This window comes from Burkholderia sp. MSMB1459WGS (genome assembly GCF_001534535.1).
Lineage (GTDB): Bacteria > Pseudomonadota > Gammaproteobacteria > Burkholderiales > Burkholderiaceae > Burkholderia.
In genome coordinates, this window is record NZ_LPMU01000037.1 from 14,186 (window position 1) to 40,551 (window position 26,366).

Below are 26,366 nucleotides of genomic sequence, written 5' to 3' on the forward strand. Positions count from 1 at the left end.
AGCCGCGCAACGTCTGACGTTACATCCGGTAACCCGTGCCGCAGTGCAGCATTGCGTCTCCCGCCACGGTTTTAAGAATCGCTTAAGTCTTCGACGGCACCATCCGCAACCAGTACCCGATGGTTATCTTGAAAAGGAGGAAAGCGATGAGCGCCGTAGAAGCACCCGCGGGCCGCCCGGCCGCGCCCCCTGCAAAGAAGACGATGCTGCGCCGCCTGCTCAGTCATCATGAAATCGCGACGTTGCTCGTGTTGCTGCATGCACCGATCGGCGCGAACGCCAAACCCGAATTGCCCGCGCTGCAGGAAGCCGGCCTCGTCGAAATGGTCAAGCTCGACCCCGATACGGCCCCGAGCTTCCGGCTGACCGAAGACGGCACGGCCGTCCTGAAAGGGCTCGGCTACCGCTGAGCCGCCGGCTTCACCCTTTCCCTCTTTCTCCCTTCCCGCACGACACCGATCCCCGCGACCCGCCGGCCACGCCGGCGAGTCGCGTCACCCTGCCCGCTCCTGCAGCATCAACCGGTATTCCGTCGGCGTCACGCCGACCGTCGCCTTGAACTGGCGCGTGAACGCGCTGTGATCCGTGTAGCCGCATAGCGCCGCGACGTCGGTCACCTTGTCGTGGGTGACCAGCAGCGCGGTGGCCGCGTCGAGCCGCGTCTTCAGCAGCACCTGGCGCGGCGTCAGGTGGAACACCTTGTGGAAGTAGCGTTCGAGCTGCGCGACCGACATCCCGGCCATCTGCGCGAGCTGCTTCAGGTTCAGCGGCTGCACGTAGTGATCCTGGATGTGCTGGACCACGTCGGCGAGCCGGCTGTACGCCGGGTGCGATCCCTCGTGCGCCTTCAGGTCGCGCGAGATGCCCGCGAGGCCGACCACCCGGCCCGCGGCGTCGCGCAGCGGCTCCTTGCAGGTCAGGCACCAGCCCGGCTGGCGGCCCGGATACAGGTGCAGCTCGAGCTGGTCCATCAACTGCTGGCCGGCGTTGATCGTCGCCATGTCCTGCTCGAAGTAACTCCGGCCGAAGCGGCGCGGAAACACCTCGTCGGCCGTCTTGCCGAGCAGGTCGCGCTTGTCCTTGTAGCCGCAGCGCATCGCCAGCGTGCGATTGACGAGCGCGTAGCGGCCGCTCCCGTCCTTCACGAAGAACGCAACATCCGGCAGCGCATCGAATACCGGTTCGAGCAGGCGGAAATGCGCGAGCATCGCACCGAGATCGGCGTTGTCGGGCTGGTAGCGCAATGTGTCGGACAGGCTCATGGGCGGTACGGCAAGCAAGGTCGTCATCCCGGCAACCGCGAAGCGAGTGGCAGATGGCGTCGATTATAGGAGCGCCCCTTAGATCGCGTCGCGCCGAACGCGGGGCAGGCAAGACGACGGCCGGTTGCATCGCGTGTCCCGGCCGTCCGTCGGTCGGCTGGACAAGTTGCGCACGCAACTACTACGCCACTACGCGGCCGTGCGCGGCCGGCAGTCGCTCCGCTTGCACCGCTGCCGCCGCAGCGCATCGACACGCCGGCGCAACGCACCCGAATCCGTCATCCTAAAAATGCCGACGGCCCGCGTCTTGGCGGGTTTGCGCATTCGCCATGACGATTTCGGCATATATCAGGGTTATCGACGATATGCCGATATCGTCGCCGGCCACGCATCGAACGCGCAAGACGCACGCATTTTCGCTATCTAGACTTCGCTTCACGGTCGCGAGACGACATCCCGCCGCTGCCGCAATCGGCACGCGCGGCCGACCGCATCCGCCGCCGCACACGCCGATTCCGGCACAGCGCGCGCAGCACGCGACAAGCACGCACGGCCTGCACGTCGGCCTGCGGACCGATACGTCTCGCCCGGTTTACCGGCGCCGGCCCGCATGCCGGCGGCGGCCCAACCACGCCATCAAGGGGAAGTGAAAGTGAAGCTGAAGGTATCGCACGTCGCGCTGGCCGCCGCCTGCGCACTGTCGGGCGCGCACGCCGTCGCCGCCGACGTCGTCAAGATCGGTTTCGCCGCACCGCTGACCGGCCCGCAGTCGAATTACGGCACGGACATGCAGAAGGGCGTGCAGCTCGCGATCGCCGATTTCAACGCGACGCATCCGACGATCGGCGGCAAGCCGGTCACTTTCCAACTCGACTCGCAGGACGACCAGGCCGACCCGCGCACCGGCACGACCGTCGCGCAGCGGCTGATCGACGACAACGTCCGCGGGATCATCGGCCACTTCAACTCGGGCACCAGCATCCCCGCGTCCGACCTGTACGATCACGCGGGGCTGCCGCAGATCTCGATGGCGACGTCGCCGCAATACACGGCGCGCGGCTACAAGACGACCTACCGGCTGCTGACGAGCGACGCGCAGGCCGGCCGCATCGTCGGCACGTACGCGGTGAAGACGCTGCGCTTCAAGCGCATCGCGATCATCGACGACCGCACGGCCTACGGCCAGGGCATCGCCGACGAATTCGCGAAGGCCGTGGAAGCGGCCGGCGGCACGATCGTCAAGCGCGACTTCACGAACGACAAGGCGCTCGATTTCTCGGCGATCCTGACCAACCTGAAGGGCGTGAATCCGGACGCGGTCTTCTACGGCGGCGGCGATGCGCAATCGTCGCCGATGATCCGCAAGATGCGCCAGCTCGGGATGAAGTCGGCGTTCGTGACGGGCGAGATGTCGCGCTCGCCGACGTTCCTGAAGGTCGGCGGCGACGCGGCCGAAGGCGCGATCGTCTACATGGGCGGGCTGCCGAAGGAAAAGATGCCGGGCTTCTCCGGCTACGCCGCACGCTACAAGGCGCGCTTCAACGAAGACGTGATCACGTACTCGCCGTACTCGTACGACGGAACGATCGCGCTGCTCACCGCGATGAAGGAAGCGAATTCGACCGATCCGAAGGTGTACACGCCGTACCTCGGCAAGGTGTCGATCAAGGGCGTGTCGGCCGCGAGCATCGCGTACGACCCGAAGGGCGACCTGAAGGATGCGCCGGTGACGATCTACAAGGTCGAGCGCGGCGCGTTCAAGCCGGTCGACACGATCGCCGGCAACTGATTACGCGGGCCCCTGCCTCGCGCGGCGCGCCAGCGGCTCACCGGCCGCCGGCGCCGCGCGCGCTTCGGCTGCATGGTCCGAAGCCGTTCCCGGCACGCGCCCGCGTGCAGGCATTTCGCGCTCCTGTAGAATCCCCCCACCCGCTTTGACGCCTCGTCTCCGCCGTGCCCCATCCCGGTGCGGCGGCGCGTGTTGCGTGCCTCACCCGGCACGCGGCATGCTTCGACGACGCAAGCCGCGCCTTGTCAGTCCATGCCGATAGCGGGCTCTGGAGACGCAGCACCGACAACAACATTCGAAAACCGATCGTCCTGACCATGCAAGCTTCCGAATTGAGCGGTGTGCCTCGCGCCGCCGAACGCGCGCTCACGCGCAGCGACTACAAGACCCTTGGCCTTGCCGCACTCGGCGGCGCCCTCGAGTTCTACGACTTCATCATCTTCGTGTTCTTCGCGCCGGCGATAGGACAACTCTTCTTCCCGCACGACATTCCCGACTGGCTGCGCCAGTTGCAGACGTTCGGCATCTTCGCGGCCGGCTATCTCGCGCGCCCGCTCGGCGGCGTGATCATGGCGCACTTCGGCGACCTGTTCGGCCGCAAGCGGATGTTCACGCTGAGCGTGCTGATGATGTCGGTGCCGACGCTGCTGATGGGCATGCTGCCGACCTACGACACGATCGGCATCCTCGCGCCGGTGTTGCTGCTGCTGTTTCGCGTGCTGCAGGGTGCGGCGGTCGGCGGCGAAGTGCCGGGCGCGTGGGTGTTCGTGTCCGAGCACGTGCCGTCGCGCCATATCGGCTACGCGTGCGGCACGCTGACCGCGGGCCTGACGGCCGGCATCCTGCTCGGCTCGCTCGTCGCGGCCGGCATCAACAGCCGCTACTCGACGGCCGAAGTCGCCGCGTTCGCGTGGCGCATCCCGTTCCTGCTCGGCGGCGTGTTCGGGCTGTTCTCCGTGTACCTGCGCCGCTGGCTGCATGAAACGCCGGTGTTCGCCGAGATGAAGGCGAAGAAGGCGCTCGCGGCCGAGATTCCGCTGAAGGCGGTATTGCGCGACCACGGCCGCGCGGTGATCGTGTCGATGCTGCTCACGTGGATGCTGTCGGCCGCGATCGTCGTCGTGATCCTGATGACGCCCGCGCTGCTGCAGAAGCAGTTCCACCTGGCGCCGGCGACGACGCTGTTCGCGAACAGCGTCGCGACGCTGTGCCTGACGGCTGGCTGCATCACCGCGGGTTCGCTCGCGGGCTGGATCGGCGCGAAGCGCGTGCTCGGCATCGGCGGCATCGGGCTGGCCGCGTGCTACTACCTGCTGTTCGTGCAGGTCGCGGCCGATGCGTCGACGCTGCCGCTCTACTACGGGATCGCGGGCTTCATGGTCGGCACGATCGGCGCGGTGCCGTTCGTGATGGTGAAGAGCTTCCCGGCCGTCGTGCGCTTCTCGGGCATCTCGTTCTCGTACAACGTCGCATATGCGATCTTCGGCGGCCTCACGCCGGTGATCGTGTCGCTGATGATGAAGTCGAATCCGCTCGCACCGGTCGTGTACGTCGCGGCGATCTGCGTGCTCGGCGCGATCGCCGTGCAGTTCTCGAAGGATGCGAAGGAAGTGCAGGGCACGCACTGAACGCCGGCGCCCGCGCGCCCGCCGGATGAACGAAGGGCCGAATCCCGCGGCGTGCGGGATTCGGCCCTTTCGACTTGCCTGCGCGTAGCGGCGCGCGTCCGGTCAGTTCAACGCAGCACGCCGTACGACGAACTCGGCCGGCGCAACGCGTCGATGCTCGCACCGCCGGCGCCGGTGACGAACAGCAGCAGGAACCCGCCGGAAATCGCGACGTTCTTCCAGAAGTGAATCACCATGTCGTGCTGGACGGCCGCGTTGGTCGCGTCCCAGAAATTGTGCCCGACCATCGCGGTCGCGATCGTGTAGACCGCCATCAACAACGCGAGCGGCCGTACCTTGTAGCCGACGATCAACAGCAGGCCGCCCAGCCCCTCGATGGCGACGACGATCGGCGCGACGACCTGTTGATAGGGCACGTTCATCGTGTGCAGGTACGCGACGAAATCGCTGTAGCCGAGCAGCTTCATGATGCCGCCCCACAAGAACAACGCCGCCAGCGCCAGGCGTGCGAAAAAAATGACGCCGGAATCGACGGTACGCGTCATGCCTCTCTCCTCGTATGCAATTCGGCCGCCCGCCCGGGTGCGCCCGTGCGGTTCGGCGCCGCGCGGCCCCGGAAGGGCGCGCGGCAAATGGGCCAGCATAGAGGGTCTTTTCGCGGTGTCCAAGAAAAAGGTTGTAGCAAATCTTTACACCGCGGCGGCGGCGCCGGCAGCCCGGCGCGCTGACAAACGCGTTTAGCCCGCGTCGCTCAACAGCACGCCCTTCTTGAAGATGAAGCAGCCGTAGCCGCGCGTTTCGCCGGTGACGATCACCGCGTACGTCTGCTGCGCGCGCTCATAGAACGCGAAACGCTCGACGCCGGTAAGCGGCACTGAACGCCCTTCCGCGCGGTCGATCTCGGCCTGCACTTCGCGCTGCACGGGCGGCACCACGGTGGCATCGCCGACGACTTCCATCCGCCACGCGGGCGTGTCGACGAACGTATCGAGCGGCAGCACCGACAGCACCGCGCGCACGACGCGCGCCGAATCGGCGCCGTCGATCCGCAGCGCACGGCCGACCACCGTGTGCTCCGCGACGGATTCCGCGGGGAAATTCGCATCGCAGATCGCGATTTCGTCGCCGTGACCCATCGCGCGCAGCGTGTGCAGGATGTCGGCGTGCAGCAGCGGATCGAGATTCTTCAACATGTGGGCTAGTCTCCGGGTTCAGGAACGAATCGCATAACGTTACCCGATCCCGGCGGCCGCGGTGCATACATCGTTCAGGTCATGACGCCGCGGCCGGCATTTCGTCGATGAAACCCGTGACCGATGCGAGGCGGCCCGACGCGTCGACGGTGCCGAAGTCCGAGCCCTTCACGATCGCCGCGCCGTCGGGCGACACGAGCGCCCACGAGAATCGCAGGTGCTGGCCGAACGCGTCGACGTCGGTCGTGCGCCGGAAGCGGTATGCGGGGAAACGTTGCTGCACGGCGGCGATCATCGTGTCGATGCCCGCATGGCCGTCGCCGGCCATCAGCGGATCGCGATAGGCCGCGTCGCTCGCGTACGTCGCATCGATCAGCGCGCGGCGGCGCACGACGTCGGGTTCGTTCCAGGCGTCGAAGTAGCGGTCGATCAGATCGGCGTGAACGGACGATGCGGATTGAGCGGTGTTCATGGCGAGGCTCCTTGTGTCGGTGAAGGACGATGTCGCGGACGTTTCGTGTCCGCGTGCCGCTATCGTCGCTCGGCCGGCGGGGGCGGTCGATTACGCGGGAGGTAAGGAAATCGCGCCGGCCACGCGCCGCATGCCCGCGCGCAACCGCCACGTGCATCGCAACGAAAACGGGCGCCCGAAGGCGCCCGCATCGTCTTGCCGCCGCCCCCGCTGCGCGTCAGGTCACCGGCGCCGGATTGAACAGCGTCAGCGCATTCGCGAGCTTCCATTGCTCGGCCCACGTGCGGCGCTTGCCGCTGGCGACGTCGAGCATCAGCCGGAACAGTGCCCAGCCCGTGTCCTCGATCGTCGCCGCGCCGGTCGCGATCTGCCCCGCGTCGAGATCCATCAGGTCGTGCCAGCGGCGCGCGAGATCGCTGCGCGTCGCGACCTTGATCACCGGCACCTGCGCGAGGCCGTACGGCGTGCCGCGGCCGGTCGTGAAAATGTGCAGGTTCATCCCCGCCGCGAGCTGCAGCGTGCCGCAGATGAAATCGCTCGCCGGCGTCGCCGCATACAGCAGCCCCTTTTGCCGCGCGCGATCGCCGGGGCGCACGACGCCGGCGATCGGCGCGCTGCCCGACTTCACGATCGACCCCATCGCCTTCTCGACGATGTTCGACAGGCCGCCCTTCTTGTTGCCCGGCGTCGTGTTCGCGCTGCGGTCGACGCGGCCGCGCTGCAGGTAACGGTCGTACCAGTCCATCTCGCGGATGATCTCGCGCGCGACGTCCTCGTTCGCCGCGCGCGACGTGAGCTGCGCGACGCCGTCGCGCACTTCGGTCACCTCCGAGAACATGATCGTCGCGCCCGCGCGCACGAGCAGGTCGGCCGCGAAGCCGACCGCCGGATTCGCGGTGAGCCCCGAGAACGCGTCGCTGCCGCCGCACTGCACGCCGACGACGAGATCCGACGCCGGGCAGGTTTCGCGACGGCGGCGGTTCAGCCGCTCGAGATGCGATTCGGCCATCTTCATGATCGAGTCGATCATCGAGTTGAAGCCGACGTGCGCGGCGTCCTGCAGGCACACCACGCCGCCGTTGTCCGTCGCGCCGTCGGCCGCCACCGGAATCGCGCCCGGCGGCAGCAGGCGCTCGGGCTGCAGCTTCTCGCAGCCGAGGCTCACGGTCATCACTTCGCCGCCGAAGTTCGGATTCAGGCTGATGTTGCGCAGCGTGCGGATCGGGATGTCGGCGTCGGGCGCGTCGATCGCGACGCCGCAGCCGTACGTGTGTTCGAGCCCGACCACGTCGTCGACGTTCGGGTAGCGCGGCAGCAGTTCGTCCTTGATCCGCTTCACCGCATGCTCGACGACGCCCGACACGCACTGCACGGTCGTCGTGATCGCGAGGATGTTGCGCGTGCCGACCGAACCGTCGGCATTGCGAAAGCCCTCGAACGTATAGCCTTCGAGCGGCTCGAGCGGCGGCGCGGCACGCGTGGCGAGCGGCAGGTCGTCGAGGCCCGGCGGCTCGGGCATGCGCATCGTGCGCTCGTTGACCCAGCTGCCGCGCCGCAGGTCGGTCAGCGCATAGCCAATCACCACGTTGTAGCGAACGACCGGGTCGCCGGCCGCGAGGTCGACGAGCGCGACCTTGTGCCCCTGCGGCACGCCTTCGCACAGCGTCAGCCCGTCGGCGAACGTCGCGCCTGCGGGCAGACCGCCGTCGTTGACGACGATCGCGACGTTGTCGTCCGGATGCACGCGGATGTAGAGAGGGGAAGCAGTCATGGAATTCCTGGTGCTATCTGCGATATCGTTAGTCATCATACGACATTCAACCTCAATCGACGATGCTGCGTAAACCCTTATCCGGAAAGACCCTACCCTTGACTGGCCAGCAAACCGCTTGCGCCGCTCATTCGTGCGTTGTACGATGACATACAACGACATCGCCAATATGGCTCGGATGCCGTACCGACGAACCCCGCACTCGCGCTAGACGGACGACCCAACCATGACTTCACCGCAAGAACTCAAACAGATCATCTCCCACGGCCTGCTGTCGTTTCCGCTGACGGATTTCGACGCCGACGGCAGCTTCCGCCCGTCCACCTATGCCGAGCGCCTGGAATGGCTGGCGCCGTATGGCGCGAGCGCACTGTTCGCGGCCGGCGGCACCGGCGAATTCTTCTCGCTCACGCAGCGCGAGTATTCGGACGTGATCCGCGTCGCGACGGAAACCTGCAAGGGCAAGGTGCCGATCCTCGCCGGTGCGGGCGGCGCGACGCGCGTGGCGATCGAATATGCGCAGGAAGCCGAGCGCCTCGGCGCGAGCGGCGTGCTGCTGATGCCGCACTACCTGACCGAAGCGAGCCAGGAAGGGATCGCCGAGCACGTCGAGCAGGTCTGCCGCGCGCTGAAGATCGGCGTCGTGGTGTACAACCGCGCGAATTCGAAGCTGAATGCCGACATGCTCGAGCGCCTCGCCGACCGTTGCCCGAACCTGATCGGCTTCAAGGACGGCGTCGGCGAAATCGAAAGCATGGTCACGATCCGCCGCCGCCTCGGCGATCGTTTCGCGTATCTCGGCGGCCTGCCCACGGCCGAAGTCTATGCGGCCGCGTACAAGGCGCTCGGCGTGCCGGTGTACTCGTCGGCGGTGTTCAACTTCATCCCGAAGACGGCGATGGAATTCTACGAAGCGATCGCGAAGGACGACCACGCGACGGTCGGCCGCCTGATCGACGCGTTCTTCCTGCCGTACCTGAAGATCCGCAATCGCCGCGCAGGCTACGCGGTCAGCATCGTGAAGGCGGGCGCGAAGCTCGTCGGCCACGATGCGGGCCCGGTGCGCGCGCCGCTCGTCGACCTGACCGACGCCGAAGCGGCCGAGCTCGACGTGCTGATCAAGAAGATGGGCCCGCAGTAAGCGGGATTCGCCGGCGGCGCGGGGCCTTCATCGGCACGGCGCGCCGGCTCCCGCACTCGTCCGTATCCGTATCACGCGATGGCCGCGCGGCTCGACGAGCCGGCGCGGCCACTTCATTACATCTGTGCGATCGCGCCGATGATCCGCTGCCGCACGCTCGCGAGCGTACGCTGCGTCTCGTCGATCCCTTTGCGCGCCGCAAGCGGCCGGCCGCGCGCCGGCGACTCGGCGCTCATGATCTGTTCCAGCACGTCGCGGTCGACGACCGCATCGAAGAACCGCCCGACGGTGAACATCGCGTACTGCTTCGCGGTGGCGAGATGCGTATTGGCCTGCGTGAGCGCGTCGGCGCGCTGCGCACCGTTCGGCCCGTCGATACTGCGACGATGCTTCAGCGCGAACACCACCGCCTGCATGTCGTACTTGAAGCGCTCGACGGCTCTGCCGAAGATCAACGAATGCGGATCGGAGCCCGCGACGGGCCGCCCCTGGTTGATCGTCACGTCGAATTCGCTGCCGCCCAGCTCGCGCTGCAGCGCGAACAGCGCGTCGGCCAGCACGCGCCCTTCGCTGTATTCGCCGATCTGGGTGCGAACCGATTTCGCGACGTCGCCGATCGCTTTCCACAATCCGGCCGCGAACAAGTGGTCGCCACGCTTGCTGATATTCATCGGATGGTTCCTTATTGTCTTGTGCGTTCTCTCAGGCTCGCCTGCGGGCCAGACGGCCCGCGGCTTCGCTACTGTAAGAGAAACGCGGGCAACAGGAAAGCCGACATCGCCCCCCGTCTGCGCATCACCAAGAGCACCATTTGATGTCGTTATTGAAACCAGCGGCAGCAAGCTATGGACGCGCGACCGGCGCCTGCTGGCTGCAGCGGAGCGCCTGGAACTCGTCGCCCGCCCCGCTCACTGACCGGGCGAAACCGGCACGAAAGCCCGCGTTGAATAAAAAAGGCGGCGGGGCCCGTGGGCCCCGCCGCCGTGTTTCGACGTGCCGGAACGCGTCCCTTCCGGGACGCTGCGTTCAGCGGTTACGCCACGTCACTCCGCCTTGCCGTCGCGCAGCCGCGGAATCGCCAGCGGATTGCTTTCCTGCAGCCCTTCGGGCAAGAGGTCGTCCGGGAAGTCCTGATAGCACACCGGCCGCAGGAATCGCTCGATCGCGGTCGCTCCGACCGACGTGACGGACGGGTTCGACGTGGCGGGGAACGGGCCGCCGTGCACCATCGCATCGCACACTTCGACGCCGGTCGGGTAGCCGTTGACGAGCAGGCGCCCGGCCTTGCGTTCGAGGATCGGCAGCAGCCGGCGCGCGAGCGGCTTGTCGTCGGCATCGATCTGCAGCGTGGCCGTCAACTGACCTTCGAGCGCGTCGAGCACGCGCGCGACTTCGTCGAGATCGCGGCAGCGCACGATCAGCGACGCCGGCCCGAACACCTCGTGACTGAACGCCGGCTCGGCCAGGAACGCCTGCGCGCCGACTTCGTACAGCGCGCCGCCCGCCTGGCAGTCGGTCTGCGCAGCCTCGCCCGCGCCGATTTCGCGCACGCCGGGCAGCTCGGCGAGCTTGCCGCGACCGTTGCGGTACGCATCGGCGATGCCGCGCGTGAGCATCACGCCGGCCGGCTTCTTCGCGAGCGCCTGCGCGGCGACCGTCTCGAAGCGGTCGAGATCGGGACCGTCGATCGCGAGCACGAGGCCCGGATTGGTACAGAACTGGCCGACGCCGAGCGTCAGCGAATCGACGAAGCCCGTCGCGATCGCGTCGCCGCGCGCGGCCAGCGCGGCCGGGAACAGCACGACGGGGTTGATGCTGCTCATTTCCGCATAGACGGGAATCGGCTGCGGGCGCGCGTTCGCGAGCTGCACGAGCGCCATCCCGCCCTGCCGGGAACCGGTGAAACCGACGGCCTGGATCGCCGGGTGGCTGACCAGCGCCGCGCCGGTCACGCGGCCGGGGCCGACCAGCAGCGAGAACACGCCGGCCGGCATGCCGGTTTTCGCGACCGCGGCGCGGATCGCACGGCCGACCAGCTCGGACGTGCCGAGGTGCGCTTCATGCGCCTTCACGATCACCGGGCAGCCGGCCGCGAGTGCCGACGCGGTATCGCCGCCGGCCACCGAGAACGCGAGCGGGAAATTGCTCGCGCCGAACACGGCGACGGGCCCGAGCGCGATTTTCCGCAGCCGCAGGTCCGAACGCGGCAGCGGCGTGCGGGCCGGCTGCGCGGGATCGATCGACGCGGCAAGGAAGCGCCCGTCGCGCACGACGCGCGCGAACAGCCGAAGCTGGCCGACGGTGCGGCCGCGCTCGCCCTGCAGCCGCGCGACCGGCAGGCCCGTTTCGGCATGCGCGCGTTCGATCAGCGCATCGCCGAGCGCGACGATTTCATCGGCGATCGCGTCGAGAAACGCCGCACGGGCCGCGAGCGGCTGCGTGCGGTACGCGTCGAACGCGTCGCGTGCGAGTTCGCACGCGCGGTCGACGTCGGCCTGCGTCGCGACGCCGAATGCCGGAACGTCGATCGGCGCACCCTTCGTCGGGTCGAACGCGTGCAAGGTTCCGGCCGAGCCGACCACCGCTTCGGCGCCGATCAGCATCTCTCCTGTCAGTTGCATGGGGTGTGCTCCGTGGTTCGGGAATGGATTGCTCATTGTAGCTCAACAGATACGATGTCTGCCGACGGCATCGCGCCGCCCGCGAAGGCGCCGACGATACACCCGCCAGCCTCGCGCGGCCAGCGAATCCCGTTCTTCCCATATTGTGATGACGATTCCCGAGGGAAAACCCGAGGTTTCTGGATTCGCCTATCGTCAATAAACTTTCGCTCATGTCATACGACGACGTACATTTAAAGTGAGCAATCAGACCTCCCCTCGCGATCTCCCGCTCGACCTCGCGCGCACCGCGCGTCGAACCGCCGTGCGCTACTGGATCCTGGCGATGCTGTTCGTCGTCACGACGCTCAACTACGCGGACCGCGCGACGCTGTCGATCACGGGCACGCCGATCCGCAAGGCATTCGGCATCGATCCGGTGACGATGGGCTACATCTTCTCGGCATTCAGCTGGGCGTACGTGCTCGCGCAACTGCCGAGCGGCTGGCTGCTCGACCGCTTCGGCGCGCGGCGCGTGTATGCGGCGAGCATCTTCCTGTGGTCGGCGTTCACGCTGCTGCAGAGCACGATCGGCCTCGGCGGCAGCGCCGCGTTCGCGGTCGCCGCGCTGTTCGCGATGCGCTTCGCGGTCGGCATCGCGGAAGCGCCCGCGTTTCCGGCGAACGCGAAGGTCGTCGCGAGCTGGTTCCCGACCGCCGAGCGCGGCACGGCATCGGCGATCTTCAACGCCGCGCAGTATTTCGCGGCCGTCGTGTTCTCGCCGCTGATGGCGTGGCTCACGCATGCATACGGCTGGCACCACGTGTATCTGTGGCTCGGTCTCGCCGGCATCGCCCTTGCATGCCTGTGGCTGCGCGTGATGAAGGATCCGGTCGACCATCCGGGCGTGAATCGCGCGGAGCTCGAGCATATCGAACAGGGCGGCGGCCTGGTGCGGTCGACGGGCCGGCCTACCGGCGCACGCGGCAGCGGCGGCGCCTCCGAAGGCAGCCGCGTGGCGGGTTGGTACTACGTGCGCCAGCTACTGTCGAACCGGATGCTGCTCGGCGTCTATCTCGGCCAGTACTGCGTGAACGTGCTGACGTACTTCTTCCTCACGTGGTTCCCGATCTACCTCGTGCAGGCGCGCGGGATGTCCCTGCTGAAGGCCGGCTTCATGACGTCGCTGCCGGCGATCTGCGGGTTCCTCGGCGGCGTGCTCGGCGGGATGCTGTCGGACGCGCTGATCCGCCGCGGCGTGTCGCTGACGCTCGCACGCAAGATTCCGATCGTCGGCGGGATGGCGCTGTCGATGGCGATCATCGGCTGCAACTACGTCGACAGCGAAGCGCTGGTCATCACGCTGATGGCCGTGTCGTTCTTCGGCAAGGGGATCGGCTCGCTCGGCTGGGCCGTCGTCGCGGATACCGCGCCGAAAGAGGCGATCGGCCTGTCGGGCAGCCTGTTCAACATGTTCGGCAATACGGCGGGCATCGTCGCGCCGATCGCGATCGGCTACCTCGTCGGCGCGAGCGGCTCGTTCAACGGCGCGCTCGTGTTCGTCGGGTTGAACGCGCTCGTCACCGTGTTCAGCTATCTCGTGATCGTGAAGGACATCAAGCGCGTCGAACTGCGCCATCGCGACGCGTGAAGTTCGACCTTAGAGAAACGGCGGCCGCGTAGCTGCGGCCGCCGTTTTTTTGCATCGAATCGACGTCAGGCCGACGCGTGCACGACGCGCAGCATGTCGTGCACGCCGGACGTCATCAGCGCGAGGAACGCAAGCAGGCCGACGTAGCAGAGTGCGTAGGTCGTCTTCGTCTCGATCGACGTCGCGTAGTACACCCGATTCTCCGGCGCGTCGGGATCGTAGCGCCACGCGCGCTTCAGTTGCGGCAGCGCGAGGATCGCCATCACGATCAGCAGCGGGCTCGGCCGATACACGAACAGCGCGATCAGCACCGGCACGCCGGCGAACCAGATGCGCGGCGACAGCACCGCGGTGATCCGCCCGCCGTCGAACGGCGACAGCGGAATCATGTTGAAGAGATTCAGGAAGAAACCCGTGTACGACAGCGCGAGCAGCAGGTTGCTGTCGTAGTGGCGGGCGGCCGCATAGCAGGCCAGTGCGCCGAGCGTACCGACGAACGGCCCGGCGAGCCCGACGTATGCCTCCGTTTCCGCGTCGTGCGGCATTTCCTTCAACTGGATCCACGCGCCGACGAACGGGATGAAGGTCGGCAGCCCGACGTCGAGCCCGCGCCGCTGCGCGGCGAGGTAGTGACCGGCTTCGTGCACCAGCAGCAATGCGACGAAACCGGCCGCGAAACGCCAGCCGTAGAACAGCGCATAGACCGCGATCGACGCGAGCATCGTGCCGGCCGATACGAGCACCTTGCCGAGCTTCAGGCCGCCGAAGATCAGCAGCAACAGCTTGGTCATTCCTTGCGCTCCGTGGCGGATGCGTCGGCGACGGCCGGCACCGCGGCCGCCTTCGGCTTGCGCCCGAAGAAGCGCTTGAGCGCCGCTCCGCCGGCCAGCAGCGCGACCGCGCCGATCTTGAAGAACTTCGCCGCGAACGCGCCGATCAGCGCGAGCAGCCCGAGCTTTTTCGCGCCGACGCCGACGATCAGCGCCGCGAGCCCGTACTCGGCGACGTGGTCCGTCGACTTGTTGAAATCGGCATAGCGCTTGCCGTCGTTGAAGCTGATGTTCGCCAGCAGCGCGTCGGCCGATGCCTTGTACTTCGGCAGATCGGCGAGCGTCGACGCCATCGTCAGCGACAGGTAGCCGTCGCGGCCGAGCACGAGCGTCCGATAGTTCACGCCGTCGTTCCCGGCATTCGGCGCCGCGCCCTTGTCGCGGATGATCGCCGACCACACGAGCCGGTGCGTGGCCGCGTCGTATGCGGGCGCCTTCGCCCAGCCGACCACCTCGGTTTCGGGCAGGCCGCGCTCCTTGCGCGCCGGGTTGTTCGCCTCGGTGCCGGCCTGCAGGCTTTTCAGCAGTTCGTCGGGCTTCCAGTCCTTCGCGTCGTCGTCGCGGATGTAGCCGCTCGGCTCGAACGACACGACAGAGATCCAGTCGGCGTCGGGATCGTCGGGCAGCACGAGGCCGACCAGCTTCGATTCGTCGATCGCGTTGCCCATCGAACGCAGGTAGCGGCCGGCTTCGGCGGCCGGCACGAACGATTCGCCGGCCTTCAGCTTCAGCACGGCTTCGTGTTTCACGTCGATGTCGGTCGGCCCCTTCACGACCGCTTCGTTGGCGGCCGCGGCGGCGGCCCTCATTTCCACCTGCGCAGCTTCGGTCTGCGCGTGGCCGCTGGTCGCGGCGAGTGCGAGCGTCGCCACGCAGGCGAGCCGGACGGCGAGTTTTTTCATTGTTGGATTCCCCTGGAATGCCTTGTTGTCGATGTGCGCGGCGGCCGGCCCATGCGTTGTCGTCGCAGGTCCGGCGCCGCCTCTCAGGTGGCACGGGGGCTATGGTAACGCAGCGGCTGTGCGCGCCGGGGTGGGCGTGGCGCGGCGCTTACCTCGCAGGTAATGCCAAAGCGGCGCGGGATTGCCTATCATCTGCGCCATGAACCCGACCGCCGCCCTCCATTCGCCCTCCCCGTCCGCCGGCCGCGCGTCCGGCATCGGTCCGCTGCTGCGCACGTGGCGGCAACGCCGGCGCCTGAGCCAGATGGCGCTCGCGCTCGACGCGGAGGTTTCCGCGCGCCACCTGAGCTTCGTCGAATCGGGCCGCGCGCAGCCGAGCCGCGAGATGGTGCTGCATCTGGCCGAACGCCTCGACGTGCCGCTGCGCGAACGCAATGCGCTGCTCGTCGCGGCCGGCTTTGCGCCGCTGTTTCGCGAACGACCGTTTTCGGACCCGGAACTGGATGCGGCGCGTCATGCGGTCGAGGCCGTGCTGCGCGGGCACGAGCCGTACCCGGCGCTTGCGGTGGACCGCCACTGGACGCTGCTCGCGGCGAACCGGATGCTCGGCGCGCTGGTCGCGCAGGCCGATCCGGCGCTGCTGCAGCCGCCCGTCAACGTGCTGCGGTTGAGCCTGCATCCGGACGGTCTCGCGTCGCAGATCGTCAACTGGCACGAATGGCGCGCGCACATCCTGCATCGGTTGCAGCGGCAGATCGATGCGAGCGGCGATCGCACGCTGCATACGCTGCGCGACGAACTCGCCGCGTATCCGGCGCCGGCCGGCCAGCCCGACGACGCGCCCGCGCGCACCGATTTCGCGGATATCGCCGTGCCGCTGCGGTTGCGCACGGCGAGCGGCGAGCTGACGTTCTTCAGTACGACGACGGTGTTCGGCACGCCGGTCGACGTGACGCTGTCGGAACTGGCGATCGAGGCGTTCTTTCCGGCGAATCCGGAAACGGTGGATGCGATGCGGGCGCTGGCGGACGCGTTGCCGGAGGCGTAGCGCCGGCCGGCGTGCCGGCATCGTGCCCGATCAGCGGCGCTCGAGCGCCAGCTTCACGCCCAGCGCCAGCAAGACGACGCCGCTGACGCGATGCATGCGCGTCAGGATGCGCGGGTTGCGGCGGATCGACGCCGACAGCAGGCCGGCGAACAACGCGACCGGCCCCTTGACGAGAAACGTCAGCCCGGCGAACGTCGCGCCGAGCACGAACAGCGACAGCATCGGATGCGGGGCGCCCGCCGGAACGAATTGCGGCAGGAACGCCAGATAGAAAAGCGCGACTTTCGGGTTCGACACGTTGGACAGCGCGCCTTGCGCGAACGTCCGGAGCCGCGATGCCGGCGCATTGCCGTTGCCCGCGAGCGTCAATTCGCCCGACGAACGCAGCAGCGTGATGCCGAGGTACAACAGGTACAGCGCGCCGATCGCCTTCAGCGCGGTGAACAGCCATTCGGATGCCTGAAGCAGCGCACCCAGCCCGAGCGTCGCGAGCATCGTATGGACGAGCAGCCCGACGCTGACGCCCGCGGCGGTCACGAGGCCCGCGCGCGTGCCGCCGGACAGCGTGCGCGACATCACGAGCACCATGTCCTGGCCCGGCGTCAGAATGATCAGAAGGGAGGTGGCCATGAACGGCAACCAGGCGACGTGCAGCATCGGGAAGCTCCTGAAAGTGGCGCCGCGGCGGGCGGGGATCGCGCGCCCGGGGCCGGACAGTCGTCAGATTATCGGCAACTTCCGTTGGAGATTGGATGCAAACTCGGCTACTTTCCGCTATGTATTTGGAGTTATTCTCCAATACTCGTATTTCGGGTAGCCAAAAATGCCAATCAAACTGGATGCGATCGATCGACGCATTTTGCGTGCATTGCAGCAGAATTCGAACCAGACGAACGCCGACATCGCGCAGCAGGCCGGACTGTCGCCCACGCCGTGCCTGCGCCGCGTTCACCTGCTCGAGGAACAGGGCGTAATCGACGCCTATGTCGCGTTGCTGAACCCGGCGGCCGTCGAGCTGCGCTTCACCGCATTCGTGCGCGTCACGCTGGAGCGCCAGGACAAGACGACGGTCGAACGCTTCGCGCGCGAGATGGAACGGGCGCCGGAAGTGCTCGAATGCCATCTGATGGCCGGCAGCTACGACTATCTGCTGCGCGTGATCGCGAAGGATCTCGACGACTATCAGCGCTTTCAGATGGAAACGCTCACGCAGATCGAGGGCGTACGCAACGTCGAAACCGAGATTCCGCTGAAGCGCATCAAGCAGACGGTACGGCTGCCGATCTAGGTGTCGAGAAACGTCACGGCCTCCCCGGCCGGCTGCCCGTTCAACTCGCCGTCACGCACGACGACCTGCCCGCGCACGACCGTATGCACGGGCCAGCCCGCGACCGCGCATCCGTCGTACGGCGTCCAGCCGCTCACGCTCGCGATCCATTCGTCGCGGATGACCCGCCGCGCGCGCAAGTCGACGATGCTGAAATCGGCGTCGTAGCCGGCCGCAATGCGCCCCTTTCCTTCGATGCCGAAGATGCGCGCCGGCCCGGCGCTGGTCAGGTCGACCAGCCGTTCCAGGCTCAGGCGGCCGGCATTCACGTGATCGAGCATCAGCGGCAGCAGCGTCTGCACGCCGGTCATCCCGCTCGGCGAGCGCGGATACGGGCGGCGCTTTTCGTCGCGCGTATGCGGCGCGTGATCGCTGCCGATGACGTCGACCACGCCGTCGCGGACGGCCTGCCACAGCGCGTCCCGATGATGCCGTTCGCGCACCGGCGGATTCATCTGCGCGAACGTGCCGAGCCGCTCGTAGCAATCCGGCGCATGCAGGCTCAGGTGATGCGGCGTGACTTCGACCGTCACGCGCCGCCGGTGCCGCGCGAGAAACGCCATTTCATCCGCCGTGGACACGTGCAGCACATGCAGTCGGCGCCCTGCCTCCGCGGCCAGTCCGACGATGCGCCGCGTCGCGGCCAGCGCGCTTTGCGCGTCGCGCCAGCGCGGATGGTCGCGCACGTCGCCGCTGGCCTCGGCGATCGCCTTGCGTTCGCGTAGCCGCGCCTCGTCCTCCGCATGCACGGCCATGCGTCGTTGCCCGTTGCGCAGGATCCGGCGCAACACGGTTTCGTCGTCGGCCAGCAGATCGCCGAACGAACTGCCCATGAAGACCTTCACCCCCGCGCAGCCGGGTAAACGTTCGAGCACCGGCAACCGTTCGGCATTGGCGGCCGAGCCGCCGATGTAGAACGCGTAGTCGCACCACGCACGACCGCGCGCAAGATCCCGCTTGGCGTTCAGATCCTGCTCGCTCAACGTCAGCGGATGAGTATTGGGCATCTCGAAGATCGTCGTGACGCCGCCGAGCACCGCGCCGCGCGTGCCGGCCTCGATGGTCTCCTTGTGCGTGAGCCCCGGTTCGCGGAAATGCACCTGACTGTCGACCACGCCGGGCAGCACGTGCAATCCGCGCGCATCGAGCAGCACGTCGGCGCTCCACGTACCGCGCAACACGCCCAGCGCGACGACGCGGCCATCCACGCACGCGACGTCGATCCGCTCGGCGCCGTTGGGCGTCATCACCGTGCCGCCGTACACCAGCAGATCGACGTGGCGTCGTTCCGCCCGGTCGCAGCGTTCCCGTCGCACCCGCTCGCCCATGAATCAGAACTCGTTCTGGATGTGCTTGTAACCGCGCACCAGCGCGTTGTTCGTCCGCGCGACGTCCTCGGAGAAATCGCTCGCGTCGGGCGTCACCTGCGGCAACGCGGCGAGGTCGGTTTCCGGCCCGATGCGTTCGGTCGAGCGCACGTAGAAGCCTGGCGGCAGGCGGCAGCCGTCGACGACCGCGTTGTAGCGCACCACGCAGCCGTCGTCGATCGTGCAATTGAACAGCACGCTGTTGAATCCGACGAACACGCCGTCGCCGACCGTGCACGGCCCGTGGACGATCGCGCGATGCGCGATCGACGTGTGCCGGCCGATCGTCACGCTCGCGCCCGATTTCGAATGGATCACGACGCCGTCCTGGATGTTCGAATGCGCACCGATCACGATCGGCGCGATCTGGCCGTCCGCATCCGTTTCGTCGGCGCGGATCACCGCGTACGGGCCGATGAACACGTTCTCCTCGACGATCACACGCCCGCACAGGATGGCGGTCGGGTCGACGAACGCGTTCGGATGAATCTGCGGCAGGTCGCCGCGCGGGTTCTTCCTGATCATGAGGATTCCTGTATGGAAAGGACCTGGCCGCGCTTGAGCCGCTCGAACAGGCCCGGATCGCGCCACTGCGCGACGATGGCGGGCGAGAAGACGATCGTGTCGAGGTCGATGCGGCCCATGCGCGGGTTGAATGCATCGTCGCGGAAGCACTGTGCGTAGCCGGTCTCGGTTTCGTGAACGATCACCGAATACAGTCGCACGTCAGCTTCGCCGTTCGACATCGGCGTGCCCGACAACGCGGCATCGACGAGCCGGAACAGCACGCGCGAGAATTGCTCGGCGCTCGGCGACACCGGCAGCCGCACCCAGCGCTCCGAATGCCGGCTCATGCTTTCGACGTAGTGCGGATCGTCGTCCGACCACAGCGTCACCGCATGGTCGAACGCGTCGATCAGGTCGCGCACGTCGCCCTTGAGCAGCCCGAAGTCGTAGATCATCTGCCCGTGATCCAGCGCGTGCGCCTCGAGCAGCAACTCGACGCGGTACGAGTGGCCATGGATCGAATGCGAGCAACGCCGCGTGCTGCAGCCGCGTACGACGTGTGCGTTCTCGAACCGGAACAGCTTGCGGATCAGCATGCGTCGCCTCCTTCGCGTACCGGTGCGGCCCACGCCACTGCATCGTGCGGATGCAGGCTTTCGAGATGGCGCACGTGCACGCGCGGGCTCGCATGGCGATCTTCCAGCGCGGCCTGCACGCGGCGCGCGGCATCCTCGACGAACATCAGGTTCTCGCCGTTCAGCACCGCGAACGCCTGCTCGTCCGCACGCTTGACGGCCGTCTGCACCGGCGTGCCCAGCGCATGCTCGACGCGATCGATGAGGTCGATCAGCCCCAGTGTCGCGCCATCGGCCGGCAGCGCCACGCCGACGACGGCTTCGCTGCGCTGGCTGTGCGGCGTGGCGGCCGTCGCATGCCGTTTCAGCCACGCGGCGACCGCCGCCGGCTCCACGCGATCGTCGCGGCCGAATGCCGCCAGAAACGCCTGTTCGACCCAGTGCCGCGACAGCGCCGCCGAGCACGGGCACGTCGACGAATAGACGATCGTCGCCTGCGCACGCAGCGCGAACGCATCCCCGGCCAGCGTCGCGTCGATCTGCACCGGATAAGCCTTCCAGCCGGCCAGCCCGTCGGTCACGAGCGCGGCGCGACGGGCCAGCAGGTCGAAGCGCAGCCGCACGCGCGCGCTGCGCGTGTCGCAGTCGCGGTGGCTGTCGATCATCGCGCGCAGCATGCGCTGCAAGCCTGCCGGCGACAGCGCTTCACCATCGGCCAGCCGGTCGAGCAGCCCGTACAGCCGCGACATGTGGATACCTTTCACCCGCGGCGCAGGCAGATCGACCTGGACATCGGCACGCGCATGCGCGTCGCGCCGGCAGCCGGGCTCCGCCACGACGACGGGCAGATCGATGCCCTGCATGCCGACCCATTCGAGCGGGCCAAGGCCCGGCGCGGCATCGGTCAGTGAAATATCGGGAAGCGCTGCATTCATGTCTGGAATCCGGTGGAGCGCCTTCTCCATCCGGATCGATGCAGGCAGCGCGTGTTCAGGTCAGGGCCAGTCGCGAAACGGGTTGTCCCACGTGGTCCAGTGTTCGGGGCCGGTCGCCATCTCGGCATCGGTCAGCAGGCACGCGTCGAAGCGCGCGCGCAGCGCCGGCTCGTCCATGTCCATGCCGATCAGCACGAGCTCCTGCCGTGCGTCGCCGACGTGCTCGTCCCAGCGTGCGCGGATCTGCGCGACGGCTTCCGGATCCTGCGGCCAGCGCTCGGGCGGCACGGCCGCCCACCAGTGGCCGGCCGGCCCGTGCCGCGCAACCGCGCCCGCCTGCGACCACGAACCGGCGACGGTCGGATGCGTGGCCAGCCAGAAGAACCCCTTCGAGCGGACGACGCCCGGCCATTCGCTTTCGACGAGATCGAGGAAGCGCTGCGGATGGAACGGCCGCCGCGCGCGATAGACGAAGCTGCGAATGCCGTATTCGTCGGTCTCCGGCGTGTGCGTGCCGCGCAGCTCCTGCAGCCAGCCCGGCGCGCGCGACGCCGCGTCGAAGTCGAACAGGCCCGTGTCGAGCACACGCTCGAGCGGCACCTTGCCGAATTCGGCGATCTCGATCCGCGCACGCGGGTTCAGCCCGCGCAGCAGCGCGACCAGCCGCTCGCGCGCGCTGCCGTCGATCAGGTCGATCTTGTTGATCACGAGCACGTCGCAGAACTCGATCTGGTCGATCAGCAGATCGACGACCGTGCGTGCGTCCTCGTCGCCCATCGATTCGCCGCGCGATTGCAGGCTGTCGCGCGACGCGTAGTCGCGCAGGAAATTGAACGCGTCGACCACCGTCACCATCGTGTCGAGCCGCGCGACTTCGCCGAGACTGCGGCCGTCCTCGCCTTCGAACGTGAACGTCTCGGCCACCGGCAGCGGCTCCGAGATGCCGGTCGATTCGATCACGAGCTGATCGAAGCGCCCTTCGCGCGCGAGGCGGTCGACCTCGATCAGCAGATCCTCGCGCAGCGTGCAGCAGATGCAGCCGTTGCTCATCTCGACCAGCTTCTCGTCGGTGCGCGACAGCCCCGCGCCGCCGTCGCGCACGAGCGCCGCATCGATGTTGACCTCCGACATGTCGTTGACGATGACCGCGACGCGCCGGCCCTCGCGGTTGTTGAGGATATGGTTGAGCAGCGTCGTCTTGCCGGCGCCGAGAAAGCCGGACAGGACGGTCACGGGAAGCCGCGTGGACGGGTGAAGGGCGGGGCTCATCGGCGATTCCGGAACAGGGCGTTGAGAATGAAATGATATATTGTATCGCTACGATATAACATATCACTCCGGACGTCCAGCAGGCCGGCTCATCGATGTGGCAACGGCGAAGGCAGCAGCACGCGGCGCCTTGCCGGTGCCGCCGCGCTGCATATCACGTATAGAGCGACGCCGGCGGCAATTCCGCGGTGAGCGCGAACCGGCCCACGTCGCGCAGCCGGTAGTCGAGCGGGTCGTGCAGCGTATGGGTGCGCGCATTCCGCCAGAAGCGGTCGAGGCCGAGCGATGCGGCCGTCGCGCGCGCGCCGCACGCATCGAACAGCGCCTCGCCGTTGTCGAGCGCCGCGCGCTGCGCGACGATCTTCGCTTCCGATACCGCGAGCGCGACTTCGGCGCGTTCGTCGGCCGTCAGCGCATCCTGCCGCGCCCACGCGTGCTGCAACATGCCGGCCGCGCGATCGGCCAGCGCCGCCGCGGCGATCGCGCGCACGCGCATGTCGCCGAAGCGCTGGAGCGTGTACGGATCGTCTTCGGCCCGCTCGACGCCCGAGTGAATCCACGGGCGGCCATGCCGTCGCACGTAATCGCGCGCCTCGGCCAGCGCGCCTTCCGCCAGGCCGACGAACAGGTTCGTCAGCACGAGCTGCGACACGAGCGTGCGCAGCGTCGCGCGGGGCGTCGGCGGAGTCTCGGAACGATGCAGCACCTCGTCCGCCGCGAGCGCCACGCCGTCGAAGCGCACGCTGCCGCTGTCGGTCTGGCGCTGGCCGATCGGGTCCCAATCCTCGTTGCCGGTGATCCCCACCCGATCGGTCGGCACCACGCCGAACACGGTCCGGCCGGTGGCGGGATCGTGCGCGGACACCGTCATCCGCTGCGAGCCGCGCGTGCCGGAACAGAAGCCCTTCACGCCGTCGAGCCGGTAGCCGCCGTCGGCCGTCGCCGTGGCCACGAGCCGCGTGTCGAGCGGATTGACCGCGTTGCCCCACCACCAGCGCTCGTCGACCGTGCCGCGCAGGTAGCGCTCGCGCTGCGCGGCGCTGCCCCACACGTCGACGCTCACCACTTGCAGGCACTGGAACCCGACGAGATGCGCGAGCGCGCTGTCGACCCGCGCGACCTGCCGGATGACGTCGTAGATCGCGGGCCACGCCGCTTCCTGACCGCCGAATGCGCGCGGCACCGCGAGCGTCAGCAGGCCCGCATCGGCGAGCCACTGCTTCTCCTGCGCCGCGTGACCGCCCGCGCGGTCGCGCTCCGCGGCGCTCGCGCGCAGTGCGTCGATCGCGCGCGCCAGCGCAGCGCGGTCGACGGCCGGCGGATCGGTATCCGGCTCGAGGGTCGCCGGGCGGCGTGGATCGTTCATGCGACGGCTTCCTGTTCAGCGGTTTCGCCCGACAGCGGTACGAGTGCGCCAAGCCGGCGGCCGGTCAGCCGCGACAGGATCTCGCGCCGCCAGTCGTCGTAGATCGCACGATATTCCGCGATATCCGCGCCGAACACCAGCGCCGTGTGCGCGTACTCGTCGTGCAGGTAGCCGTCGAGCCGCGCCTGGGTTTCCTCGTCGGCCGCGATCACACGATCGATCAGCGCGTCGCGCTCGGCGGCCGGCAGCGCCTGCAGCGTGTCGAACCACCACTGGACGATCTGCACGCGATGCCACTCCTCGTCCGGGCGAATCCGGTTCTCGCCGTGCTCGCGCATCGCACTGTCGCCGATGCGGCCGGTCTTGCGCTGAATCCACAGCTTCGCGAGGATGTGCAGCTCGTAATGCCATTCGAACGCGAGAAACCCCGCGACGTCGCGCACCGCGATGTCGCCGATGCGTGCCCAGTGCGCGGCGACGAGCCGGTCGACTTCCGGCAGCGGGTCGCGCCCGGTGAGTGCGGTCACGCGCTCGCGGCCGATCACCGCATGCGCGCCGTCGTCGCCGAGCTGGCGCGACAGGATCAGCTGGAAATGCGGATCGTCGCGGAACAGCGTGTCGATCGCCTTCGCGACGACCTGCACGATGAACAGGTCGTGCGACGCCATCTTCGTGTAGTAGTCGGCGACGGCGGCCAGCTCGTCGTCGTTGCGCGGCTCGCGTGGCGGCGTCGCCAATTTGTCGGGGAAGTCCGGACGATGGCGTCGCGCCACGTCGAGAAACAGCGCTTCCTCGAATTGTCCGTTCCATTCGCGCGGCGCGCCGAGGGGCAAGGTCATCGTTTTTCTCTCTCAGGATCGTGAAGGAAGCGAGCGGACGCTCGTGGCGTCGCTCAGGTGCGCCGGGTCACGCGTCGGACCAGGCGGTCGCCCGTGATTTGCACGGCCGAGACGAGCGCGATCAGGATCACGATCACGGTCGCCATGACGGTGGTGTCGAAACGTTGATAGCCGTAGCGGATCGCGAGATCGCCGAGCCCGCCCGCGCCGACGGCGCCCGCCATCGCGGTCGAGCCGATCAGCGCGACGACGGTGATCGTGAACCCGCCGAGCATGCCGGGCAGCGCTTCGGGCAGCAGCACGTGCCACACGATGTGGCGGCGCTTCGCGCCCATCGCGAGCGCGGCCTCGATCAGCCCGCGATCGACTTCGCGCAGGCTCACTTCGGCGATCCGCGCGAAGAACGGGATCGCGGCGATCGACAGCGGCACGACGGCCGCCCAGACACCGATCGTCGTGCCGATCAGCACGCGCGTGAACGGCAGCAGTGCGACCAGCAGGATGATGAACGGCGTCGAGCGGAACACGTTGACGAGCGCGCCGAGCACCGCGTTCACGCCGCGCCGCGCGTAGATGCCGCCGGGCGCGGTGGTCACGAGAATCACCGCGAGCGGGATGCCGATCAGCGCGGCGATCGCGGCCGACGCGGCGACCATCGACAGCGTGTCGCGGATCGCGTCGAGCAGTTCGGGCCACCAGAGCTCAAACATAGCCGAGCACCTCCGCGCGATTCGCATGGCGGCGCGCGCGTTCGAGCAGCGCGGCGACCGCACCGCCGCGCGCCGCCGACGGGCCGGCGTCGTCCGCACGCGGCGTCGCGGCGATCACGAGCCGCCCCTGCGCATGCCCGCGGATGCTTTCGATGCCGCCGTGCAGGAACCGCACCGAGCCGCCGAGCGCCGCTGCTAGCGCGCCGACGTCCGGCTCGCCGCCGCTCTCGCCCGTATAGCGGACGTCGAGCACGACCTGCGCGCCGTCGGGCAGCGCGGCCGGCTCGGGCAGCGGCCGCACGCGCGCGGCCAGCTCGGCCGGCAGGTCGTACCCGAGCGTGCTCAGCAACGCACGCGTCGCACCGTGGCGCGGATCGCCGAACACGCGCCATACCGGCCCCGTTTCGACGACCTCGCCCTGTTCGATGACCGCCACGGTGTCGCACACCGCGCGAATCACCTCCATCTCGTGCGTGATCAGCACGATCGTCAGCCCGAGGCGGCGGTTGATGTCCGCGAGCAGCGCGAGGATCGATTGCGTGGTTTCCGGATCGAGCGCCGACGTCGCCTCGTCGCACAGCAGCACCTCGGGATCGTGCACGAGCGCCCGCGCAATGCCGACACGCTGCTTCTGTCCGCCCGACAGGCTCGCCGGATACGCATCGCGCTTCGCGGCGAGCCCGACGAGATCGAGCAGCGCCTCGACCTTGCGCACGCGTTCGGCCTTCGGCACGCCGGCGATCTTCAGCGGCAGCGCGACGTTCTCGAACACCGTCTTCGCGGACAGCAGGTTGAAATGCTGGAACACCATGCCGGTGCGGCGCCGCAACGCGACGAGGCCATCCTCGTCGAGCGCGCCGACGTCGACGCCCTGCACGCGCACGCGGCCCGAGCTCGGCCGTTCGAGGCCGTTCACGAGCCGCAGCAGCGTCGACTTGCCGGCCCCGCTGCGGCCGATGATCCCGAACACCTCGCCGCGCCGCACGTCGAGCGTCACGTCGCGCAGCGCGGCGGCGTGGCCGCGCGGCGTCGCGAACACCTTGCCGACCTGCTCCAGCGACACGGCCGCGCCGTCGGCCGGCGCGGCCGTTTCCTCATGCGCCGTCGCAGCGGCGCCGGCGCGTACGGCCGATGCCTCGATGAAACCCAGCGTATCGAACAATTGCGTCATCGCTTCGCTCCGT

The 26,366-nt window shown here is 68.1% G+C and carries 26 protein-coding genes; 7 read left to right on the plus strand and 19 right to left on the minus strand.

Annotation, left to right across the window (positions count from 1 at the left end; translation table 11 throughout):
* Positions 1 to 146 precede the first annotated feature (146 nt).
* Positions 147 to 410, plus strand: a complete 264-nt coding sequence (locus WT97_RS14365; RefSeq protein WP_006489463.1) for a hypothetical protein — start codon at positions 147 to 149, stop codon at positions 408 to 410.
* A gap of 84 nt (positions 411 to 494) precedes the next feature.
* On the opposite strand, the gene WT97_RS14370 is transcribed toward WT97_RS14365, so the two are convergent.
* Entirely contained in the window at positions 495 to 1,289 is a 795-nt protein-coding gene (locus WT97_RS14370; protein ID WP_059499360.1) for an AraC family transcriptional regulator, read from the minus strand.
* A 583-nt stretch (positions 1,290 to 1,872) separates the two neighbouring features.
* On the opposite strand from WT97_RS14370, the gene WT97_RS14375 reads away from it, so the two are divergent.
* Both WT97_RS14375 and WT97_RS14380 read left to right on the plus strand, forming a co-directional pair.
* Positions 1,873 to 3,051, plus strand: a complete 1,179-nt coding sequence (locus tag WT97_RS14375; RefSeq protein WP_060353657.1) for a branched-chain amino acid ABC transporter substrate-binding protein — start codon at positions 1,873 to 1,875, stop codon at positions 3,049 to 3,051.
* Between the two features lie 317 nt (positions 3,052 to 3,368).
* Positions 3,369 to 4,679, plus strand: a complete 1,311-nt coding sequence (locus tag WT97_RS14380; RefSeq protein WP_059793003.1) for an MFS transporter — start codon at positions 3,369 to 3,371, stop codon at positions 4,677 to 4,679.
* A 107-nt stretch (positions 4,680 to 4,786) separates the two neighbouring features.
* Here the strand turns inward: WT97_RS14380 and WT97_RS14385 are convergent, their stop codons facing one another.
* The 4 genes from WT97_RS14385 to garD form a co-directional block, all read right to left on the minus strand.
* On the minus strand, positions 4,787 to 5,224 hold the full coding sequence (locus WT97_RS14385) for a DoxX family protein (protein ID WP_059499363.1): 438 nt from the start codon (positions 5,222 to 5,224) through the stop codon (positions 4,787 to 4,789).
* Positions 5,225 to 5,416: 192 nt separating this feature from the next.
* Entirely contained in the window at positions 5,417 to 5,872 is a 456-nt protein-coding gene (locus WT97_RS14390; protein WP_060033206.1) for an RbsD/FucU family protein, read from the minus strand.
* 79 nt (positions 5,873 to 5,951) lie between these two features.
* Positions 5,952 to 6,344 (minus strand): nuclear transport factor 2 family protein, encoded by a 393-nt coding sequence (locus WT97_RS14395; RefSeq protein ID WP_059499365.1) that lies wholly within the window; start codon positions 6,342 to 6,344, stop codon positions 5,952 to 5,954.
* Positions 6,345 to 6,561: 217 nt separating this feature from the next.
* On the minus strand, positions 6,562 to 8,115 hold the full coding sequence (gene garD, locus WT97_RS14400) for a galactarate dehydratase (protein ID WP_034206086.1): 1,554 nt from the start codon (positions 8,113 to 8,115) through the stop codon (positions 6,562 to 6,564).
* Positions 8,116 to 8,341: 226 nt separating this feature from the next.
* On the opposite strand from garD, the gene kdgD reads away from it, so the two are divergent.
* Positions 8,342 to 9,256: a 5-dehydro-4-deoxyglucarate dehydratase gene (gene kdgD, locus WT97_RS14405; protein WP_059499367.1), complete on the plus strand. Its 915-nt coding sequence runs from the start codon at positions 8,342 to 8,344 to the stop codon at positions 9,254 to 9,256.
* 116 nt (positions 9,257 to 9,372) lie between these two features.
* Here kdgD and WT97_RS14410 read toward each other — a convergent pair whose 3' ends face one another.
* Together WT97_RS14410 and WT97_RS14415 are read right to left on the minus strand one after the other, a co-directional pair.
* Complete coding sequence (locus tag WT97_RS14410) at positions 9,373 to 9,927, minus strand: hypothetical protein (protein WP_059792997.1); 555 nt, start codon at positions 9,925 to 9,927, stop codon at positions 9,373 to 9,375.
* Between the two features lie 372 nt (positions 9,928 to 10,299).
* The gene (locus WT97_RS14415) at positions 10,300 to 11,877 is read right to left on the minus strand and encodes an aldehyde dehydrogenase (NADP(+)) (RefSeq protein WP_059792996.1); all 1,578 of its coding nucleotides are present in this window, start codon (positions 11,875 to 11,877) and stop codon (positions 10,300 to 10,302) included.
* Positions 11,878 to 12,115: 238 nt separating this feature from the next.
* Here WT97_RS14415 and WT97_RS14420 point away from each other — a divergent pair, with 238 nt between their 5' ends.
* On the plus strand, positions 12,116 to 13,507 hold the full coding sequence (locus WT97_RS14420) for an MFS transporter (RefSeq protein ID WP_060353658.1): 1,392 nt from the start codon (positions 12,116 to 12,118) through the stop codon (positions 13,505 to 13,507).
* Between the two features lie 65 nt (positions 13,508 to 13,572).
* Here the strand turns inward: WT97_RS14420 and WT97_RS14425 are convergent, their stop codons facing one another.
* Together WT97_RS14425 and WT97_RS14430 are read right to left on the minus strand one after the other, a co-directional pair.
* Entirely contained in the window at positions 13,573 to 14,298 is a 726-nt protein-coding gene (locus tag WT97_RS14425; protein WP_060033196.1) for a site-2 protease family protein, read from the minus strand.
* Positions 14,295 to 15,239: a DUF2167 domain-containing protein gene (locus WT97_RS14430; RefSeq protein WP_060353659.1), complete on the minus strand. Its 945-nt coding sequence runs from the start codon at positions 15,237 to 15,239 to the stop codon at positions 14,295 to 14,297. Before WT97_RS14430 ends, WT97_RS14425 begins: the two co-directional genes overlap by 4 nt.
* Before the next feature lie 199 nt (positions 15,240 to 15,438).
* On the opposite strand from WT97_RS14430, the gene WT97_RS14435 reads away from it, so the two are divergent.
* Complete coding sequence (locus tag WT97_RS14435) at positions 15,439 to 16,287, plus strand: helix-turn-helix domain-containing protein (protein ID WP_060353660.1); 849 nt, start codon at positions 15,439 to 15,441, stop codon at positions 16,285 to 16,287.
* A gap of 30 nt (positions 16,288 to 16,317) precedes the next feature.
* Here WT97_RS14435 and WT97_RS14440 read toward each other — a convergent pair whose 3' ends face one another.
* Positions 16,318 to 16,944 carry a LysE family translocator gene (locus WT97_RS14440; protein WP_060033190.1) on the minus strand — a complete coding sequence of 209 codons (627 nt, stop codon included), beginning with the start codon at positions 16,942 to 16,944 and terminating at the stop codon, positions 16,318 to 16,320.
* Between the two features lie 166 nt (positions 16,945 to 17,110).
* On the opposite strand from WT97_RS14440, the gene WT97_RS14445 reads away from it, so the two are divergent.
* Positions 17,111 to 17,575, plus strand: a complete 465-nt coding sequence (locus WT97_RS14445) for an Lrp/AsnC family transcriptional regulator (RefSeq protein ID WP_059780030.1) — start codon at positions 17,111 to 17,113, stop codon at positions 17,573 to 17,575.
* Here the strand turns inward: WT97_RS14445 and WT97_RS14450 are convergent.
* The 9 genes from WT97_RS14450 to WT97_RS14490 form a co-directional block, all read right to left on the minus strand.
* Entirely contained in the window at positions 17,572 to 18,942 is a 1,371-nt protein-coding gene (locus tag WT97_RS14450; protein ID WP_060353661.1) for a dihydroorotase, read from the minus strand. The genes WT97_RS14445 and WT97_RS14450 overlap by 4 nt on opposite strands.
* 3 nt (positions 18,943 to 18,945) lie before the next feature.
* Complete coding sequence (locus WT97_RS14455) at positions 18,946 to 19,506, minus strand: carbonate dehydratase (protein ID WP_034206075.1); 561 nt, start codon at positions 19,504 to 19,506, stop codon at positions 18,946 to 18,948.
* Complete coding sequence (locus WT97_RS14460) at positions 19,503 to 20,084, minus strand: 6-carboxytetrahydropterin synthase (RefSeq protein WP_060353662.1); 582 nt, start codon at positions 20,082 to 20,084, stop codon at positions 19,503 to 19,505. The genes WT97_RS14455 and WT97_RS14460 overlap by 4 nt, the downstream gene beginning before the upstream one ends.
* Positions 20,078 to 20,998 (minus strand): GTP cyclohydrolase FolE2, encoded by a 921-nt coding sequence (gene folE2 / locus WT97_RS14465; protein ID WP_179949777.1) that lies wholly within the window; start codon positions 20,996 to 20,998, stop codon positions 20,078 to 20,080. Before folE2 ends, WT97_RS14460 begins: the two co-directional genes overlap by 7 nt.
* Positions 20,999 to 21,058: 60 nt before the next feature.
* Positions 21,059 to 22,267, minus strand: coding sequence for a zinc metallochaperone GTPase ZigA (gene zigA / locus WT97_RS14470; RefSeq protein WP_059499378.1), 1,209 nt, complete (start codon positions 22,265 to 22,267; stop codon positions 21,059 to 21,061).
* A 154-nt stretch (positions 22,268 to 22,421) separates the two neighbouring features.
* Positions 22,422 to 23,633, minus strand: a complete 1,212-nt coding sequence (locus WT97_RS14475) for an acyl-CoA dehydrogenase family protein (protein ID WP_060353664.1) — start codon at positions 23,631 to 23,633, stop codon at positions 22,422 to 22,424.
* On the minus strand, positions 23,630 to 24,472 hold the full coding sequence (locus tag WT97_RS14480) for a hypothetical protein (protein WP_060033175.1): 843 nt from the start codon (positions 24,470 to 24,472) through the stop codon (positions 23,630 to 23,632). Before WT97_RS14480 ends, WT97_RS14475 begins: the two co-directional genes overlap by 4 nt.
* Before the next feature lie 53 nt (positions 24,473 to 24,525).
* Positions 24,526 to 25,182: a methionine ABC transporter permease gene (locus WT97_RS14485; protein ID WP_027781522.1), complete on the minus strand. Its 657-nt coding sequence runs from the start codon at positions 25,180 to 25,182 to the stop codon at positions 24,526 to 24,528.
* A complete protein-coding gene (locus WT97_RS14490) occupies positions 25,175 to 26,353 on the minus strand; it encodes a methionine ABC transporter ATP-binding protein (protein WP_060353665.1) in 1,179 nt (392 codons plus the stop codon). The genes WT97_RS14485 and WT97_RS14490 overlap by 8 nt, the downstream gene beginning before the upstream one ends.
* Between the last annotated feature and the right edge of the window lie 13 nt (positions 26,354 to 26,366).

Bases quoted from the DNA above. Each gene is read 5' to 3' on its own strand.
- WT97_RS14365 (WP_006489463.1), top strand. From the start codon at position 147: ATGAGCGCCGTAGAAGCACCCGCGGGCCGCCCGGCCGCGCCCCCTGCA.
- WT97_RS14490 (WP_060353665.1), bottom strand. From the start codon at position 26,353: ATGACGCAATTGTTCGATACGCTGGGTTTCATCGAGGCATCGGCCGTA.
- WT97_RS14445 (WP_059780030.1), top strand. From the start codon at position 17,111: ATGCCAATCAAACTGGATGCGATCGATCGACGCATTTTGCGTGCATTG.
- WT97_RS14480 (WP_060033175.1), bottom strand. From the start codon at position 24,472: ATGACCTTGCCCCTCGGCGCGCCGCGCGAATGGAACGGACAATTCGAG.
- WT97_RS14415 (WP_059792996.1), bottom strand. From the start codon at position 11,877: ATGCAACTGACAGGAGAGATGCTGATCGGCGCCGAAGCGGTGGTCGGC.
- WT97_RS14440 (WP_060033190.1), bottom strand. From the start codon at position 16,944: ATGCTGCACGTCGCCTGGTTGCCGTTCATGGCCACCTCCCTTCTGATC.
- WT97_RS14485 (WP_027781522.1), bottom strand. From the start codon at position 25,182: ATGTTTGAGCTCTGGTGGCCCGAACTGCTCGACGCGATCCGCGACACG.
- WT97_RS14395 (WP_059499365.1), bottom strand. From the start codon at position 6,344: ATGAACACCGCTCAATCCGCATCGTCCGTTCACGCCGATCTGATCGAC.
- garD (WP_034206086.1), bottom strand. From the start codon at position 8,115: ATGACTGCTTCCCCTCTCTACATCCGCGTGCATCCGGACGACAACGTC.
- WT97_RS14435 (WP_060353660.1), top strand. From the start codon at position 15,439: ATGAACCCGACCGCCGCCCTCCATTCGCCCTCCCCGTCCGCCGGCCGC.
- WT97_RS14410 (WP_059792997.1), bottom strand. From the start codon at position 9,927: ATGAATATCAGCAAGCGTGGCGACCACTTGTTCGCGGCCGGATTGTGG.
- WT97_RS14370 (WP_059499360.1), bottom strand. From the start codon at position 1,289: ATGACGACCTTGCTTGCCGTACCGCCCATGAGCCTGTCCGACACATTG.
- WT97_RS14430 (WP_060353659.1), bottom strand. From the start codon at position 15,239: ATGAAAAAACTCGCCGTCCGGCTCGCCTGCGTGGCGACGCTCGCACTC.
- zigA (WP_059499378.1), bottom strand. From the start codon at position 22,267: ATGAGCCCCGCCCTTCACCCGTCCACGCGGCTTCCCGTGACCGTCCTG.
- WT97_RS14390 (WP_060033206.1), bottom strand. From the start codon at position 5,872: ATGTTGAAGAATCTCGATCCGCTGCTGCACGCCGACATCCTGCACACG.
- WT97_RS14375 (WP_060353657.1), top strand. From the start codon at position 1,873: ATGCCGGCGGCGGCCCAACCACGCCATCAAGGGGAAGTGAAAGTGAAG.
- WT97_RS14450 (WP_060353661.1), bottom strand. From the start codon at position 18,942: ATGGGCGAGCGGGTGCGACGGGAACGCTGCGACCGGGCGGAACGACGC.
- WT97_RS14455 (WP_034206075.1), bottom strand. From the start codon at position 19,506: ATGATCAGGAAGAACCCGCGCGGCGACCTGCCGCAGATTCATCCGAAC.
- WT97_RS14380 (WP_059793003.1), top strand. From the start codon at position 3,369: ATGCAAGCTTCCGAATTGAGCGGTGTGCCTCGCGCCGCCGAACGCGCG.
- folE2 (WP_179949777.1), bottom strand. From the start codon at position 20,998: ATGAATGCAGCGCTTCCCGATATTTCACTGACCGATGCCGCGCCGGGC.
- WT97_RS14425 (WP_060033196.1), bottom strand. From the start codon at position 14,298: ATGACCAAGCTGTTGCTGCTGATCTTCGGCGGCCTGAAGCTCGGCAAG.
- WT97_RS14475 (WP_060353664.1), bottom strand. From the start codon at position 23,633: ATGAACGATCCACGCCGCCCGGCGACCCTCGAGCCGGATACCGATCCG.
- WT97_RS14460 (WP_060353662.1), bottom strand. From the start codon at position 20,084: ATGCTGATCCGCAAGCTGTTCCGGTTCGAGAACGCACACGTCGTACGC.
- WT97_RS14385 (WP_059499363.1), bottom strand. From the start codon at position 5,224: ATGACGCGTACCGTCGATTCCGGCGTCATTTTTTTCGCACGCCTGGCG.
- kdgD (WP_059499367.1), top strand. From the start codon at position 8,342: ATGACTTCACCGCAAGAACTCAAACAGATCATCTCCCACGGCCTGCTG.